We start from the raw sequence: 16,889 nt of genomic DNA on the forward strand, positions 1-16,889 counted from the left end.
GCCGAGATCGCCCAGGCCATCAACGAGAGCAACGCCATGGTGGTCTTTATCTGCAATCTGGTAGCGGAGAAAGGGCCAGCTGGCCAGCTTGATCTGAAGAGCCAGTGTCGCTGGCTGGAATCAAGAATAGGTCAGGGACGGATTGACGCCATCCTCGCCCCCAGCGACGCCGGAGGAGCAGGAGAGTGGCAAGGAAAACTGATCGAGGCTGAGCTGGGGGAGAGCGAGCTGCCTCACCGCCACGATCGATTGAAGCTGAAGCTCGCACTGGACAGAGTGATCCAGCATCTGCTCAACGCACGCTGACCAAACAGCATGCGCCGAACCAAAGAGCCTTCACTGATAGGTTGCGAGAAAAGAGAGAACCTGGGGCAGGGAGTGCTCCAACTCTTGTAATTGACGCCCCGCTTCACCGGCATCGGCCTGCTTGCAGGCCATCTCCAGCGCCATCACCTGCTGGTAGCTGGGCATGGCGCCGTAGCTGCCACAGGATGATTTCATGCTGTGGGCCACTCTGGCCAGTTGTGCCCAATCGCCCTGCTCATAGAGTGGCCTGAGCTGACCCATCTGCTCACCCACCTCTTCGATAAAGACAGAGATCACCACCGGCAACATCTCCTGACCAATGTCATCGGCCAACTGCTGCAATACCTTGCGATCTACCCACTCCATGTGTGCCTCCCCAGAAAGGTATTCAAACAGACCATACTATAGATAATTCCATCAACAAGATCGCTTGCATAGCCATTATTCCCCTGATGATGAAGTGAGTTCCAAGGTGAAAAACGTGAAATAGCTCGCACTATCGAGGTTGTGCAAATGGCAAAAGATACAAACAAATTGCCTTTAGTTAACAGTTAAGCAACAATTCGCTTTATCAGAGTGATATTGCTCAGCAACACCTCTCATCCCTTTTTGCCTTTATGGCTGCTGCGAAGAACCAGGGTAGTTTTCTACCCTGGTATTTTTTTATGGTGCGACGCTGATTTGGTTAGTCGCCACCCGCGCCCCAAGCCGGAACAGATTGAATTCGCCGGGGGCCATCTTGATCCAGTTTTCATTGCCTGTCAGCGGCCGCGTCGTGACCAGCGTCACCACATCGTTGGGCGTGGTTTCGCTCTGGAAATCGATCACCACCTCTTCATCCAGCAAACTCGCCTCGCCAAACGGCGCGCAGCGAGTCAGCCAGTGCAGGTTGTTGCTGCAGTAGGTCATCACATACTCCCCGTCCGAGAGCAGCATGTTGAATACCCCAAGCCCCCTGAGCTCATCACACAAGGTGGCCATGTAGCGAAACATGGCGGGAAAGTTGGCGGGACGCTTGGGGTACTTCTGCTCCAACCGGTCGAGCAGCCAGCAGAAGGCGTGTTCGCTGTCGGTGTCTCCCACCGGACGATGTCGCCCGGTCGGCAGCTTTTTGTAACCGGTGAGCTGGCCATTGTGGGCAAAAGTCCAGTAGCGGCCCCACAGCTCGCGGGTAAAGGGGTGGGTATTTTCCAGCGAGACGCAGCCACGATTGGCCTGCCGGATATGGCTGACGACTGCGCAGCTCTTGATGGGCAGCGCTTGTACCAGTCTGGCGATGGGTGACTGGGCGCTGGGTTCTGGATCTTTGAAGGTGCGAAAGCCCTTCCCTTCGTAAAAGGTAATGCCCCAGCCATCCTTGTGGGGGCCGGTCTTGCCGCCACGCAGCATCAGGCCGGTAAAACTGAAACAGATATCGGTCGGCACATTGGCACTCATGCCGAGCAGTTCGCACATATCCGGATGCCCCCCTTCCTTGACTACATAACAACTGGCTTAGCTCTCGGGCTGGCCAGCAAAAACCGGATTAGAAGAGCAGGGAAGAGCACATCACTGGTACTCCTCCCTGCTCCTTTATCAACGAGTTACCGATTACTTGGCCATCTCTTTTTCGACCAGCTGGATCAGGATGTGGATCACCTTGATGTGCACTTCCTGAATGCGATCGGCATAGCCAAAGTGCGGCACGCGGATCTCGATGTCGGCCAGACCGGCCATCTTGCCGCCATCCTTGCCGGTCAGGGCGATCACTTTCATCCCCTTGACGCGGGCGGCTTCGATGGCCTTGATGATATTGCCGGAGTTGCCGCTGGTGGAGATACCGAGCAGCACGTCGCCACGACGGCCGACCGCTTCCACATAACGGGAGAAGACGTAGTCATAGCCAAAATCGTTGGAGACACAGGAGAGGTGGCTCGGATCGGAGATGGCGATACCGGCGTAACCCGGGCGGTTCTCGCGATAGCGACCAGTCAGCTCTTCAGCAAAATGCATGGCATCGCAGTGGGAGCCGCCATTGCCGCAGGAGAGCACCTTGCCCTCCTCCTTGAAGGAGTCGGCCAGCAGCTTGGCAGCTGCTTCGATGTTTTTCAGGTTCTGCTCGTCAGCCAGGAAAGCCTGCAGCACGCTGGCAGCTTCAGTCAGTTCGTTGCGGATCAATTCTTGGTACATGATGTTTCTTCCACTGTTTTTAGTGTGCGTGTAAGTCATCGCTATTCTCGCACAAGCCAATCCCGGAGTCGCCCCCTCCCCCTGCAACACAGCCCTGTTACCACGAGCGTTACGGGGATCACAGTCGCAAGGTAATGAAGATGTAAACAGCTTGATAACTTTGTGCGTATGAATTACAACAGGGGCCATATCCAACAGGTCTGACCTCTGGATCAGTGACGCCACGTTGGCAATCTTTCACGCAAGGAGCAAGCAATGACGACGACCCTCACTCTGCTCGGGGTGATCCTGGTTATCGGAGCCCTGGCCTACCGCCGGACATCCCTGTTCATCTCCACCCTGGTCACCGGCGCTGCGCTGGTGCTTGGTGCTATCTATGGTCATGTGCCCTTGCTGGTCTGGGCGCTGTTTGCGGTGATCGCCATCCCGCTCAACCTGGTGGAATTTCGCCGCACCCAGATAACCAAGCCGCTGTTCAAACTCTACAAATCAATCATGCCGGAGATGTCGCGCACCGAGAAAGAGGCGATTGAAGCGGGCACCACCTGGTGGGAAGCCGATCTGTTCGCGGGCAACCCGAACTGGAAAAAACTGCACGCCATTCCGATCGCGACCCTCTCTGCTGAAGAGCAGGCCTTTATGGATGGTCCGGTCGAGGAAGTGTGCCGCATGGTGAGCGACTGGGAAGTGACCCACGAGCGCGCGGATCTCTCCCCCGAGGTATGGCAATACCTGAAGGACAACAAGTTCTTCGCCATGATCATCAAGAAGAAATATGGCGGCCTCGAATTCTCTGCCTACGCCCAGTCTTGCGTACTGCAAAAGCTGTGCGGCGCCAGCGCCGTGCTCGCCTCCACCGTCGGCGTGCCCAACTCGCTGGGCCCGGGCGAACTGCTGCAACACTATGGCACTGACGAGCAGAAGGATTACTACCTGCCCCGTCTGGCGGTGGGCAAGGAGATCCCCTGCTTCGCCCTGACCAGCCCGGAAGCGGGTTCTGACGCCGGCTCCATCCCCGACTTCGGTATCGTCTGCAAAGGCGAGTGGGAAGGCAAAGAAGTACTCGGTATGCGCCTCACCTGGAACAAGCGCTATATCACCCTGGCGCCTATCGCGACCGTCTTGGGCCTTGCCTTCAAACTGCGTGATCCGGAACACTTGCTGGGTGACGAGGAAGAGCTCGGCATCACCTGTGCCCTCATTCCCACTCACATCAAGGGTGTCGGCATCGGCCGTCGCCACTTCCCGCTCAACGTGCCGTTCCAGAACGGTCCTACTCAGGGCAAGGATGTATTCGTCCCGCTCGACTTCATCATCGGCGGCCCGGCCATGGCCGGTCAGGGCTGGCGTATGCTGGTCGAGTGTCTGTCGGTCGGTCGCGGTATCACCCTGCCCTCCAACAGTACCGGCGGCGTCAAGATGCTGGCCCTGGCGAGCGGTGCCTACAGCCGCATCCGTCGCCAGTTCAAGCTGCCCATCGGCAAGATGGAAGGGATTGAAGAGCCGCTGGCCCGCATCGGTGGCAACGCCTACATCATGGGCGCCGCAGCCAACCTGACCGTGACCGGTATCGACCTTGGCGAGAAACCCTCGGTCATCTCCGCCATCGTCAAATACCACCTCACCGACCGTGCCCAGAAGTGCATCATCGATGCCATGGACATCCACGGCGGCAAGGCGATCTGCATGGGCCCCAACAACTATCTGGCTCGTGGCTATCAGGGTGCCCCCATTGCAGTTACGGTGGAAGGGGCCAACATCCTGACCCGCAGCATGATCATCTACGGTCAGGGCGCCATCCGTTGCCACCCGTATGTACTGCCGGAAATGCTGGCTGCCAGCCATCCCGACAAGGAGCAGGCGCTGAAGGACTTCGACAAGGCGGTATTCAGCCACGTCGGTTTTGCCATCAGCAACATGGTACGCAGCTTCTGGCTCGGTGTGACCGGCGCACGCTTTGCCGCGGCACCTTATGGCGACCAGACCAAAGGCTACTACCAGCAGCTCTCCCGCCTCTCTGCCAACCTGGCGTTCCTGTCAGACATGGCGATGGGCACCCTGGGTGGCGAGCTCAAGCGCAAGGAGCGGGTCTCCGCCCGTCTCGGCGATGTGCTGAGCCAGCTCTATCTGGCCTCCAGCGCCCTCAAGCGCTATCAGGATGAGGGACGCCAGCAAGCCGACCTGCCACTGCTGCACTGGGCACTGCAAGATGCCATGTTCAAGGCCCAAGAGGCGATCGATGAGCTGCTGCGCAACTTCCCGAACCGCTGGATTGGTCTTGCTCTGCGCACCGTGGTGTTGCCGCTGGGTCGCGACATGAAGCGTCCGAGCGACAAGCTGGACAACCAGGTTGCCCGCCTGCTGCAAACGCCGAGCGAGACACGCAGCCGCCTGGCCAAGGGCCAGTACCTGACCCGCGAAGAGGGCAACCCCTTCGGTCTGCTGGAGCAGGCGCTCGATGACGTGCTGGCTGCCGAGCCGCTGTTTGACAAGGTGTGCAAGGCTGACGGCGTCAAGCGCCCCTTCCTGGCGCTGGACAAGGTGGCCGACATCGGCCTCGCGGCTGGCGTACTGACCCAAAGTGAAGCGGAGCTACTGCGCCGCGCCGAAGTGAGTCGCCTGCGCACCATCAACGTCGATGACTTTGACCCCATCGATCTGGTGGCCAACAAGAAGCTGTTTGAAGCTTCCGCTTACCATCGCGCCGCCTGATATCAAGGCAATCTGACAACGCCTCCCTTGCGGAGGCGTTTTTTATTTCATGCCTGCAACAACTTGACCAGCTCCCCCGACCAGCGTCCTTCCCCGTGTCCTCGCCCGCAAAACAGTGCACAATAGCCGGCAAACCGAATCACAAAGGAAGCCAGGATGACCCTTGAGCACCTGATCCAGTGGCGCCGCGACCTGCACCGCCTGCCGGAAGCGGCCTGGAAAGAGTTTCGTACCACCAGCCTGATTGCCCATCATCTGAATGAACTCGGCTATCACATCGTGCTTGGCGACAAGCTGCTGGCCAGCAATCTGATGATGGGGCGCGATGTCGATGTGACCGCCGAGAAAGCCCGCGCCCTTCGTCAGGGGGCCCATCCCGACTGGCTGGAGCGCATTGGCGAGGTGACCGGGCTGATGGGAGAGCTGGATACCGGCCGCCCCGGCCCGACCCTGGCCTTTCGCTTCGATATCGACGCGGTGGAGGTGGAGGAGTCTGCCGCCGAGCAGCACATGCCGCAGCAGGAGGGCTTTGCTTCCCACAACAAGGGGTGGATGCACGCCTGCGCCCACGATGGCCATACCGCCATCGGTCTGGGGCTCGCCAGCCGCCTGATGGCGATGAAAGAGGAGCTGTGCGGGCGCATCAAGCTCTTCTTCCAACCGGCTGAAGAGGGGTGTCGCGGTGGCAAGGCGCTGGCCGCCGGCGGGGCACTCGATGACGTGGATGCCCTGCTTTCGCTCCATATCGGCATTCACGCCGGCAGCGGCGAGCTGGTGATCAACCCCACCGAGTTCCTCTGCTCCACCAAGTTCGACGTCCACTTCATGGGCACTGCCGCCCATGCCGGGCTCGAGCCCAATTCTGGCAGCAATGCGCTGGCCGCAGCCTGCATGGCCACCACCGCCATGCTCGGCATTCCCCGCCACCGCGACGGCATGACCCGTATCAACATCGGCCAGCTCCACGCCGGCAGCGGACGCAACGTCATCCCCGACCATGCCGAGCTACACGGTGAAACCCGCGGTGCCGACAGCGCGCTCAACGACTACATGTTCAGCCAGGTACAGCGCATCGTCGAAGGCACCGCCCTCGCCCACGGCGTCACTTACCGCATCATCAAGCAGGGTGAGGCCATTGCCCTCGACAACAGCCCGGCGCTGCAGGCCGAACTGGCAGCGCTGGCTCGCAAGCAGGGGCTCGCCACCATCCAGACTCGCCGTTTTGGCGCGAGCGAAGATGCTGGTTTCCTGATGGAGCGGGTGCAAAAGCAGGGGGGCGAAGCGGCTTACCTGATCCTTGGCGCCGATCTGGCTGCGCCACACCACCACAACGCCTTCGATTTCGACGAGCGGGTGATGCAGAGCGGGGTCGATCTGCTGGCGGCGTGGGCCCACGCCAGACTGGGTAATGCCTCCCTTATCAAGGGATAAACCCGGTGGCTATCAGCTCGGAAACCTGAGCAAACAGGATCAAAAAAGGCGCCTATTGGCGCCTTTTTATTTACTAACCGCTTGCTGCGGCGCAATGTCACTCAGCCGGTTGGCCATCACCGCGCTTGCGGTTGGTATTGGGACGACCACCGGTCACAGCATCGGCACGCCCCTCCTCCTTGGCCTTCTCGGCGCGCTTCTTGCGCATCTCGCGCGGATCGGCGATGAGCGGGCGATAGATCTCGATGCGATCGCCATCCTGCAGCAACTCGCTCCCTTTGACCGGACGGCTATAGATGCCGAACTTGTTGACCGACAAGTCGATCTCGGGGTGCTTCTGCACGATACCGGACTGCTCGATGGCGGCCTGTACGCAGGTCTCGGGAGATACCCGCAGCGCAATCACCGTCTGGCGCTGCGGCAGGGCATAGACCACTTCGATATTGAGCTGATCAGGCACCGTACACCACCTTGGCCCGGTTGGAAAACGCGGAGACCATGGAGCTCACCAGATCGCGGAACACCTGGCCAAAGGCCACCTCGATGAGCTTGGAGGTAAATTCGAAATCGAGGTCAAACTCCACCTTGCAGGCATCTACGTCGAGGGGAGTAAAGGTCCACCAGCCAGCCAGCTTGCTGAAGGGGCCATCCACCAGCTCCATCCTGATCTGGCGGTTCACATCCAGCTGGTTGCGGGTAGTAAAGGTTTTGGCGATGCCCGCCTTGGCCACATCGACCGACGCCATCATGTAATCGTCACCCGCCTCATGAACACGGCTGCCAACACAGCCGGGCAGAAACTGCGGATAGGCATTCACATCGTTGACCAACTTGAACATCTGTTCGGCACTGAACATCACCAGGGCACTGCGAGTAATACGGGGCATGGCTTTTCCTCATCCAATCGCCGCGATTTTATCACCATGTTGGCGCTTTTGGAGGTAAAACCTCGACCAAACTGCTCAGAAAGCGGCCACTTGACCCGTCGCGCGTTTTACAGCCGCCCCCGCCTACGTATAATACGAACCTCCTAGTCATTGCCGGAAATCGCCCGTCATGAGCAAAAAAAACAGTAAAAACAAAGCCGGGTCCAGCACCATTGCACTCAACAGAACCGCGCGCCACGAATACTTCATCGAAGAGAAGATCGAAGCGGGTCTGTCCCTGCAAGGGTGGGAAGTCAAATCCCTGCGGGCGGGCAAGGCCAACATCAGCGAAGCCTATGTCATCTTCCGCGATGGCGAAGCCTACCTGTTCGGCTCCAGCTTCCTGCCACTGCAAGCGGCCTCCAGCCATGTGGTGTGTGACCCGACCCGTACCCGCAAACTGCTGCTGAGCCGTCGTGAACTCGACAAGCTCGAAAGCCTGATTGCCCGTCAGGGCTATACCGTCGTCCCTCTCGCCCTCTACTGGAAACAGTGCTGGGTCAAGGTCGAGATCGGTCTGGTGAAGGGCAAGAAAGAGCACGACAAGCGCGAAGATACCAAGGCCCGCGAGTGGGATCGGGAAAAAGCCCGCATCATGAAGAACAAGTACCGCGGCTAACCCTCTGATGTCCGGACGATTCCCGTCCGGACACCTCACTTCCGGTTCCCCTCCCCCGGCCACTGCGCACAATAAATCGGCAAACAGACCAGCAGCTGGCGGGAATAACCATCAACGCCTTGCCATACCAGCATTTTTGCGTACAATCGCTCTTAACAACTTGGGGCTGATTCTGGATTCGACAAGATTCACGAAACCCAAGGTGCATGCCGAGGTGCGGTAGGCCTCGTTAATAAACCGCAAAAAAATAGTCGCAAACGACGAAAACTACGCACTCGCAGCTTAATAACCTGCGCTGAGCCCTTCTACCCTAGCTTGCCTGTGTCCTAGGGAATCGGAAGGTCATCCTTCACAGGATCGTGTGGAAGTCCTGCTCGGGGCGGAAGCATTAAAACCAATCGAGCTAGTCAATTCGTGGCGTGTCTCTCCGCAGCGGGTTGGCGAATGTAAAGAGTGACTAAGCATGTAGTGCCAAGGATGTAGTAATTTTGGACGGGGGTTCAAATCCCCCCAGCTCCACCAAACGTTTGGAAAGGGCCACCTCGCAAGAGGTGGCCCTTTTTATTTGTTCATGTGGTTCACAAAGACCCAACCTGTTGGCTTTTCGAGATCACTCTCACGGATTGATGGATCTACTGTAAAGGCAAAACCAGTAATATAACACACTGGTTCATAAGGATTCGTCATGCACTTAGAGGATGCCTGCAGCCAACATTTCACCTTCGAGATGCTGTTTCACTGTGGTGAAACTTGGCAACGCATCCAATGCCCAAACTTGCCGCAACAAACCGAAAGCTGGTTGGCCTACCGTGAACTGGCGACGCATATTCTCGAGCCGCTGGTAGACGCATTTGGTCACCCATTGCTGACCTATGGATTTTGTGGAGTAACACTGCGCAAAGCCATTCTTTCTAACCCCTCCCCCGGTATAGCCCCCACACTGGATCAACATGCGGCCTGTGAACTCAATCAGCGAGGAAGACTTGTCTGTCCTCGGCAAGGGGCCGCGGTTGATCTGATATACCCAGGGCAAAACAGCTATCAGGTAGCCCTTTGGCTGGCACAACACACCCCGTTTGATCGTCTCTACCTCTATGGTCCAGACCAGCCATTGCATATCAGCTATGGACCCGAGCAACAGCGGGCCTTGGTCGAGCTCACCACACACCATGAAAGACGGGTTCCCAAACGGCTGACACTCACCCAACTCAAAGGAATGTGCTGATGCTGACCCCCGAGCGCTTCACGCAACTGGTCACGGCCCTGCCATACAAAAAAGTGCTGCCCGACGCGGTCTATCTGCACAAAGAGACCCTGACCACGACCAGCCCACAGCTCTACCGCTTTGTCTGTGCGGTGGCACAATCGCTCAAACTGCCGGAGTGTGAATGGGATCTGGTCAAGTTGGCAAAGCAAGAGTTTCGGCTCTCCCTGCTCAGCTACCCCACCTTCTTCGAAGAGGCCTACCCTAGTCTCAAGCAGAGCGTGACCATTGATCTGGCCAAACTGAGCCATACCGTTACCCGCTACGACAGCCAGGACAATCCCCCCATTCTGCATCGCAAAGAGTGCATGCTGGCCCCCGATCACCCACAGGCAGAGAGCTGTCGCCAGATCACCGAAGAGGGGGAATTGGCAGGGCTTTACGATCATCCCCGCATGATTGGCTTTAAAGCATCGTGGGAGAGGCTTATCGCAAGACATGGCTACCAACTGGTGGATGGGCGTCTGTTTCGCACCTCCGCCCTGCCGCCCGAAGAGGGTGACCCACAGATTGATCGCCATAAAACCGCGCTGGTTCGCCATGAACTCTCGGCCCCCATGAAGATGCTGGCGCGCCATGGTTATCTCAACGGCGACTATGCGCTGTTTGATTACGGTTGCGGCCGGGGGGATGACCTGCGGGAGCTGGAAGCACACGGTATTGACGCACTGGGCTGGGATCCGAACTTTCGCCCGGATGGGGAGAAGGTGGTCTCCCATCTGGTCAATCTCGGTTTTGTGATCAACGTGATTGAGGATCAAGATGAGCGAATGGAGGCACTGCTCGGCGCCTGGGAGCTGACCCAAACCCTGCTGGTCGTCTCGGCCATGCTGGCCAACGACAGCTTTATTGCCCAGTTCACTCCTTATAAAGATGGCGTTATCACCTCGCGCAACACCTTTCAGCGCTACTACAACCAAAGCGAGCTCAAGCACTACATAGACAAAACACTGGATGAAAATGCCATCGCCGTTGGGCCCGGCATCTTTTACGTTTTCAAAGACAAGCTCGAAGAGCAGCGCTTTTTGGCACAGCGTCAACGCAGAAGCCACAGCTGGCAACAGCTAACCTCGCCCACGCCCAACCATCAGGCCGCTGCAGCACTACTGATCACTCGTCATCAACCGCTGTTTGAAGCCTTCTGGCAGCGGGCGCTGACCCTTGGCCGAATTCCAGCCAATGACGAATTTGAACAAAGCGACGAGTTAAGAGAGATAGCTGGTAGCCATCGCAAAGCCATGACCCTGCTTGGCCAGCATTTTGACCTTGCCCAGTTAAAGCAGGCCGAGCTGGAGCGGCAGCAAGATTTGCTGGTTTACCTGGCACTCAACCTGTTTGGCAAACGCCAAGCCTATACCCAGTACCCCAGCGAGCTGCAGCGGGATATCAAAGCCTTTTTCGGTGGCAACCCGCAGGCACAGCAGGCAGCCAAAGCACTGCTCTACCAGATTGCGGATATCGCCCTCATCAACCAGGCCTGCGAGCTGGCCCATCAACAGCTACCCAACAGCCTGCTCTATCCCAGCCATTCACTGCTGCTGCACAAATGCTTTATTACGCAATTACCGCCGCTGCTGCGTGTCTACCTGGGAGCGGCATGCCAGCTCTACGGTGACTTGACCGATATCGACGTGATCAAGCTGCACATCCGCTCCGGCAAGGTGAGCCTGATGGGGTATGACGACTTCAACAACCCCATCCCCCATCTGGTGGAGCGGGTCAAGATCAAGATGGCCGAGCAGGAGGTCGACTTCTTTGACTACATCAATGAGCAGACCCGGCCACCGCTGCTCAACAAAAGCTATCTGATGGCACCGGATGATCCGAGCTTCAAGGCACAACGAGCGCTGGAGCAAAGATTGAGCAAACTGCTTGGGATGGATCTGGAAACAGAGCATCACTTGAGTCGCCAACAATATGAATCAGCTCTCAAAGAGCAAAAAAGGCGAATTTCAGGCTTTCGTATTTGTAGCGTAAAAGAGTAAAATCAGCGCCCCAAAATAACGTAAAAATCACTTATTCCTCGCTAAAACCTAATCTGCAGTCTTATTACAACATGTAATTACGTTAATTTTGACGTAAATCTAGACTTGAAGCAGGACTAGCCAGGAGCATCATCATGAACCACTTCGACGCTGACTACTGCTACTCATTCCCCGCAGTGCGTGGGATACAAGCCGGTCGCCCCTTCTATATCGCGACCTGCCCGATGCGCATCATCCCCAAAATCTTCAACTTCGATGAGAGCGAAGTCCCCCCTGAATTACGGGCTCAACGCACGTTGAACAAATCCCGGATCCCGGAAATGGTGCGATACCTCTTGGAGAATCCCAAGGATTACGTCTTCTCTGCCTTGACTGCGTCAATAGCTGTTGACGTCGAGTTTGCTGAACACCCCGGCTCCAACAATCTGGGCACTTTACGGGTGCCCATGGATGCACAGATCCTGATCAATGATGGTCAGCACCGCCGCAAAGCTATCGAAGAGGCGTTGGTAGAGCGCCCCGAACTGGGTCAGGACAACATCCCTGTCTTGTTCTTTGTCGATGAAGGGTTAACCCGAAGCCAGCAAATGTTTGCTGATCTCAACAAGTACGCAGTCAAACCCAGTCCGTCACTGTCAACACTCTATGACCATAGAGATCAAGGCTCTGAGCTTGCTCGCCATCTTGCTACCAGCATGGAGCCCTTCGTCGGGCTTACTGAGATGGAAAAGTCGAGCATCTCCCAGCTCTCCAGCAAGCTCTTCACCTTAAGTAGCATCAAGCAGGCAACCAGAGCCCTACTGGGCAAGGGGCCTAAAGAGGGTTGCACAGATGAAGAGGCCAAGCTGGCGGCTCTCTATTGGAAAGCGGTCTACGACCAGATGCCGGATTGGCAGATGGCCAGTCGCAAAGAAGTATCGCCAGCCCAACTCCGGCAGGAGTATGTCCATGCTCACGGCGTCGGCCTGCAAGCTCTCGGTATGCTCGGCCGCTTTTTGATAAGCGAACATCCTGATACCTGGCAAGCAGACCTTGGTAAGCTCAAGACCATTGATTGGCGCAAAACCAATCCAGAATGGATTCGCAGAACCATGTCGCATGGCAAGCTAAGCAAATCCACCACAGCGCTCCAGCTTACCTGTAACGCCCTTAAAACATCACTCAACCTCCCCCTCACTCCCGAGGAGAAGGTACTTGAAGCTCAGGTTGTCTCTCAATGAACCCCTTGATTCAGGCCCATGATCTGGCCGATTACGAAGATTTCATCAATACCGAGCCCTTTGCCGGCCGCCCACTGGCAGAGTATGTAGCTGAAGTACAACGTATCTATTGCGCAGACAAACGTCCCTGGGTCATTGGTTATAGCGGAGGTAAAGACTCTTCTGCTGTGCTGACGCTGGTCTATCTGGCACTGCTGGGGTTACCGCCTGAACTGCGCCACAAAGATGTCTTTGTCGTTTCATCAGACACCCTGGTCGAGACCCCTGTTGTCGTCGATTTGATCATTCGGACCATGGATCAAATCGAAAAGGGCGCCAAACGCGATGCGTTACCCATTACCTCTCACCCTGTCGTACCCAAAACCCATGAGACGTTCTGGGTCAACCTGCTCGGCAAAGGCTACCCTGCCCCGACTCGCAGCTTCCGCTGGTGTACCGAGCGAATGAAGATCAACCCGGTCAGTGACTTTATCAAAGACAAGGTCAGCCAGTTTGAAGAGGTGATCGTTGTGCTTGGCTCTCGCAGCAGCGAGAGTGCTTCCCGTGCCCAGGTCATTGCCAAGCACAAGATTGATGGAACCCGACTTGCCCGCCATACCACGCTGGCCAATGCCTTCATCTACACCCCTATCGACACCTGGGATGTTGAGGATGTCTGGAAACTGCTGCGCGGCGCCTTCAAATACGCGCCGGATGATGTGGAAGAGTGGGAAAATCCCTGGGGCGGCAATAATCGCCCGCTCTGGACTCTTTATATGGACTCCTCGGGTCAGGGTGAATGTCCATTGGTCATTGATGACAGCACCCCCTCTTGTGGTAATTCACGCTTTGGTTGCTGGACCTGTACCGTGGTCACCAAAGACCGAGCCATGGAGAGCCTGATCCAAAACGGCGAAGACTGGATGCTACCCCTGCTCAAGTTTCGTAATCAGCTAGCTCTGACCACAGACCCTGCGCAAAAAGATACCTACCGTAACTACAAGCGCCGCACCGGCAAGGTGAGCTACCAATACGCCAAAGAGGGTGAAGAGCTTAGCGCAGAGCGCAAGCACGTTCCCGGCCCTTATTGGCTGAAATACCGCCAAGAATGGCTTAAAGAGCTGTTGGAGATGGAGCGTGACCTCAACTTGCGTGGCCACACCATTACTCTGATCACCAAGCCGGAGCTACATGCGATTCGCCAGGAGTGGTTAACTGACCCTAACGAACCGGATTGGAATGACTCACTGCCAGCTATATATCGGGAAGTGTATGGCGAAGACCTCGACTGGCTAATCGACGATCAGTCACGCTTCAATGCCAGCGATGCCGAACTGCTGGCACAACTAAGCCAGGGCTATGATGTCGAGCCCGAAATGGTGATGAAGCTGATAGAGCTCGAAATATCCCTTGAAGGGCTTAGCCGCCGCCAAGGCGTTTTCGCCAAAATAGGAACCATCCTGAAACAGGATTGGGGCAGCCTCGAAGCCATTGAGCAGAAACAGGCACAATTACAAAAGCGCAATGAGCGCGATCTCTATCAAGAAGAAGTGGAACAAATTGAACAGTCTCTTGCTGGATTGCAAAAGCAATTGGCACAAGCCGACGATATGGCAGCACTGTTTAGTGAGGCAGTAAAAAATGATCATTAAGAAGTTGGTCTTGCATAACTTTCGTGTATTTCGTGGTCACCACGAAATAGAGCTGACCCCACAAAAACGTGGAAATGAGAACATTGATAGACCTATCGTGCTGTTCGGTGGCCTCAACGGCGCTGGCAAAACGTCGATTTTGTCAGCCATCCGTTTAGCGCTGTATGGACGCCTGGCCTTTGATAACCTCATCCACAATCAGGACTATATTGATCAACTTACTGCACTGATCCATAACGGTGTCAGTGTCTCTCAACAACCTAAAGATGCCTCTATCGAGCTGGTTTTTACCTATAACCAGGGGGGCACTGAGTCTGAATTTACCGTTATTCGCAGCTGGAATCGCAATAAAAAAGATAGACTCAAACTGCTGCAAAACGGAGTCGAGCTGGACGAGCTTAACTATGAACAGTGCCAGGGTTTTCTCAATGAGTTAATCCCGCACGGTATTGCTGATCTCTTCTTTTTTGATGGCGAAAAGATCGCCTCATTGGCAGAGGATGAATCGGGAAAGATTCTGCAGACCGCGGTACGCCGCCTGCTCGGCCTTGACCTGATCGCCAAACTGCGCACCGACCTTGGCATCTATTTAAAGCAGCAAGGAGCCAAAGAGCTGGGCACCCAACAACAGCACAAATTGGCCGAGCTGGAGCAGAATAAAAAGCTGTTTGCCAAACAGGCCGAGCATTATCGATTTGAAGCTGACTTGGTGATGGCAAGGATTGGCCTTATTACCCAGGATATTCAGAAATATGAAGCCATGCTGGCAGCACAAGGCGGTGCTTTTGCGCGGACAAAAAATCAGGAGCAGCAGAAAGTAGCTGAACTGGTAAAAGAAAAAGAACAGCTTGAAAAGAGTCTGCGCCATGAATGTGATGGCTCCCTCCCCTTTGCACTGGCCCCCAACACCATGGCCAAACTGCAGCAACAGCTGGCCAGAGAAATAGAGATAAAAAGGGCTCGCAGCTTTTCCCAAGAGCTCAATCTTTTTCTCGAACAGCTTAAAGCCAATATCGGCTTTAAAGGTAAAGAGACGCTGGCCATCACAACCCAGGCGATCGAAGAGCAGCTTGACAGCTTTATGGCCAACAAGCCGCAAGGTGAAGTCCTCTTTGACATCTCTGAGCGCGAGACTCACGTCATCATCGCGGCAATCAGTGAGGATTGCCAACGGGCCTGGAGCAAATTTGATGCACAACGTCGTGAATTGGCCGAGGTTGAACATCAACTGGAGCAAGCAGCCAGCAATATTGAGCGAGCACCTGATGATGAGCAGCTGATGGATATTTTCCAAACCCTGCGAGACATGGACAATCAACGGCAAGAAGAGCGCCACAAATACAAGGCTCTGCTGGAACAAGCCAAGCAAGCGGTAATGAGTCAACTGGATTGCGCTCGCCAGATCCAGAAATTGCACGATAAAGCCAGAGAGCAATATGGTGCCGTGAGTGCAGTGCAATATGCCAATGAGACCATTAGCCTGTTGGATGAATACAGCGATGTATTGACCCAGGCCCGGGTTAAAACGCTGGAGCAGAATTTTGAAGTGGCCTACCGAAAATTGGCCAGAAAAGAAGATCTGCAGATTAAGGCCAGGATCAATCCTCACACCTTTGATGTGGAGCTGGTAGACGAAGCTGGGATAGCTATCAATAGAAAGTCACTCTCTGCTGGTGAGAAGCAAATTTATGCCATCGCGATCCTGGAAGCCTTGGCTAAAACATCTGGTCGACAACTGCCGGTCATTATTGATACCCCGCTGGGGCGTCTTGACTCACACCATAGAGACAAGCTGATTCATCACTACTTCCCCTTTGCCAGTCATCAGGTGATATTGCTGTCGACTGATACAGAAGTGGATGAACGCTATTTTGCCAGTGCTCTGGCTGATGATATCTCTCATGCCTATCAGATCCGCTTTGATGCGCTGACCAAGTCATCAAAGCTGACCAAGGGCTACTTCTGGAAAGAGAGTCCTGCCCAAGTGCAAGCCAAGGAGGTTTATTAATGCTCCCGAATCGCATGCAGCTCACCCGCCAAACGGAAGAGCAGCTTAAACGATTAAAAGCCAATACCGGGATCACTCCCAATGTGGCAGCACGTCTGGCTTTTTTTCGTTCAGTGGAAACTGATTTTCGCTACCACCCGGACCACAAAAAACTGGATGGTAGCCTGGTACTCGACAAAATAACCTGGCTGGGAGAAACACTGGTTGTGACCGAGCTTACCCTCCAGATGATTTATCCTGACCTGGATCATAAAGAGTGGATAAAAGCCTGGGCGGCTCATGTAGAAGATGGGATAGCTGCACTACGGAATCATAAATCTCTGAATGCGTTTTCCCAAGTAATACAATCTAATATAGATTAGAACATGTGCTAAATTATATAAAAGTAAGGATGTTTTACACTAATTGTCTAATGGAATATCCAAAACTTATATTTTTAATAAAATTTGGTTTACTTAGCTTGTGGAGATAGCACACTTTTAAATAAAGATATAACCCCGGGGTTTGACAAAGAACCCCGGAACCTTACTTTTTAAACAAATTATAAATAGGTATATATATTAACCTTACCACTTGCGGCATGTTAAGCACTAAGGAATTTTTACCCCACTCCAAAAA

The 16,889-nt window shown here is 55.1% G+C and carries 15 protein-coding genes and 1 other RNA gene; 11 read left to right on the forward strand and 5 right to left on the reverse strand.

Annotated features, from left to right (window positions below; all coding sequences use genetic code 11):
- A partial coding sequence (locus AACS24_RS21950) for a 2-phospho-L-lactate transferase CofD family protein (RefSeq protein WP_258222932.1) occupies positions 1 to 306 on the forward strand: 306 nt, incomplete at its 5' end.
- Between the two features lie 30 nt (positions 307 to 336).
- Here AACS24_RS21950 and AACS24_RS13215 read toward each other — a convergent pair.
- The 3 genes from AACS24_RS13215 to lpcA all read right to left on the reverse strand — a co-directional run bounded on the left by AACS24_RS13215 (position 337) and on the right by lpcA (position 2,475).
- The gene (locus AACS24_RS13215) at positions 337 to 672 is read right to left on the reverse strand and encodes an Hpt domain-containing protein (protein WP_033114980.1); all 336 of its coding nucleotides are present in this window, start codon (positions 670 to 672) and stop codon (positions 337 to 339) included.
- A gap of 297 nt (positions 673 to 969) precedes the next feature.
- Positions 970 to 1,761, reverse strand: a complete 792-nt coding sequence (locus AACS24_RS13220; protein ID WP_108570964.1) for a class II glutamine amidotransferase — start codon at positions 1,759 to 1,761, stop codon at positions 970 to 972.
- A 135-nt stretch (positions 1,762 to 1,896) separates the two neighbouring features.
- On the reverse strand, positions 1,897 to 2,475 hold the full coding sequence (gene lpcA / locus AACS24_RS13225) for a D-sedoheptulose 7-phosphate isomerase (RefSeq protein WP_108570965.1): 579 nt from the start codon (positions 2,473 to 2,475) through the stop codon (positions 1,897 to 1,899).
- Positions 2,476 to 2,730: 255 nt separating this feature from the next.
- On the opposite strand from lpcA, the gene fadE reads away from it, so the two are divergent.
- Both fadE and AACS24_RS13235 read left to right on the forward strand, forming a co-directional pair.
- Positions 2,731 to 5,187, forward strand: a complete 2,457-nt coding sequence (gene fadE / locus AACS24_RS13230) for an acyl-CoA dehydrogenase FadE (protein ID WP_108570966.1) — start codon at positions 2,731 to 2,733, stop codon at positions 5,185 to 5,187.
- A 156-nt stretch (positions 5,188 to 5,343) separates the two neighbouring features.
- Positions 5,344 to 6,618, forward strand: a complete 1,275-nt coding sequence (locus tag AACS24_RS13235; RefSeq protein WP_108570967.1) for an amidohydrolase — start codon at positions 5,344 to 5,346, stop codon at positions 6,616 to 6,618.
- A gap of 97 nt (positions 6,619 to 6,715) precedes the next feature.
- On the opposite strand, the gene AACS24_RS13240 is transcribed toward AACS24_RS13235, so the two are convergent.
- Both AACS24_RS13240 and AACS24_RS13245 read right to left on the reverse strand, forming a co-directional pair.
- Positions 6,716 to 7,078 (reverse strand): RnfH family protein, encoded by a 363-nt coding sequence (locus tag AACS24_RS13240; protein ID WP_108570968.1) that lies wholly within the window; start codon positions 7,076 to 7,078, stop codon positions 6,716 to 6,718.
- Entirely contained in the window at positions 7,071 to 7,505 is a 435-nt protein-coding gene (locus tag AACS24_RS13245) for an SRPBCC family protein (protein ID WP_005344096.1), read from the reverse strand. Before AACS24_RS13245 ends, AACS24_RS13240 begins: the two co-directional genes overlap by 8 nt.
- Before the next feature lie 169 nt (positions 7,506 to 7,674).
- Here AACS24_RS13245 and smpB point away from each other — a divergent pair, with 169 nt between their 5' ends.
- From smpB to dndE, 8 genes are all read left to right on the forward strand, one after another.
- Positions 7,675 to 8,163 carry an SsrA-binding protein SmpB gene (smpB, locus tag AACS24_RS13250; protein ID WP_005344095.1) on the forward strand — a complete coding sequence of 163 codons (489 nt, stop codon included), beginning with the start codon at positions 7,675 to 7,677 and terminating at the stop codon, positions 8,161 to 8,163.
- Between the two features lie 162 nt (positions 8,164 to 8,325).
- Positions 8,326 to 8,685: a transfer-messenger RNA gene (gene ssrA / locus AACS24_RS13255) on the forward strand.
- A 163-nt stretch (positions 8,686 to 8,848) separates the two neighbouring features.
- Positions 8,849 to 9,388 (forward strand): hypothetical protein, encoded by a 540-nt coding sequence (locus AACS24_RS13260; protein WP_181364173.1) that lies wholly within the window; start codon positions 8,849 to 8,851, stop codon positions 9,386 to 9,388.
- Positions 9,388 to 11,412, forward strand: coding sequence for a DNA phosphorothioation-associated putative methyltransferase (locus AACS24_RS13265; protein ID WP_108570970.1), 2,025 nt, complete (start codon positions 9,388 to 9,390; stop codon positions 11,410 to 11,412). The genes AACS24_RS13260 and AACS24_RS13265 overlap by 1 nt, the downstream gene beginning before the upstream one ends.
- Before the next feature lie 134 nt (positions 11,413 to 11,546).
- The gene (dndB, locus tag AACS24_RS13270; RefSeq protein WP_041209432.1) at positions 11,547 to 12,632 is read left to right on the forward strand and encodes a DNA sulfur modification protein DndB; all 1,086 of its coding nucleotides are present in this window, start codon (positions 11,547 to 11,549) and stop codon (positions 12,630 to 12,632) included.
- Positions 12,629 to 14,263: a DNA phosphorothioation system sulfurtransferase DndC gene (gene dndC / locus AACS24_RS13275; protein WP_108570971.1), complete on the forward strand. Its 1,635-nt coding sequence runs from the start codon at positions 12,629 to 12,631 to the stop codon at positions 14,261 to 14,263. Before dndB ends, dndC begins: the two co-directional genes overlap by 4 nt.
- Entirely contained in the window at positions 14,253 to 16,271 is a 2,019-nt protein-coding gene (dndD, locus tag AACS24_RS13280; protein ID WP_108570972.1) for a DNA sulfur modification protein DndD, read from the forward strand. Before dndC ends, dndD begins: the two co-directional genes overlap by 11 nt.
- Positions 16,271 to 16,633, forward strand: a complete 363-nt coding sequence (gene dndE / locus AACS24_RS13285) for a DNA sulfur modification protein DndE (RefSeq protein ID WP_108570973.1) — start codon at positions 16,271 to 16,273, stop codon at positions 16,631 to 16,633. The genes dndD and dndE overlap by 1 nt, the downstream gene beginning before the upstream one ends.
- The last annotated feature ends 256 nt before the right edge of the window (positions 16,634 to 16,889 follow it).

Origin of the sequence: Aeromonas sp. HMWF016 (assembly GCF_963878195.1) — a bacterium.
Classification (GTDB): domain Bacteria; phylum Pseudomonadota; class Gammaproteobacteria; order Enterobacterales; family Aeromonadaceae; genus Aeromonas; species Aeromonas lacus.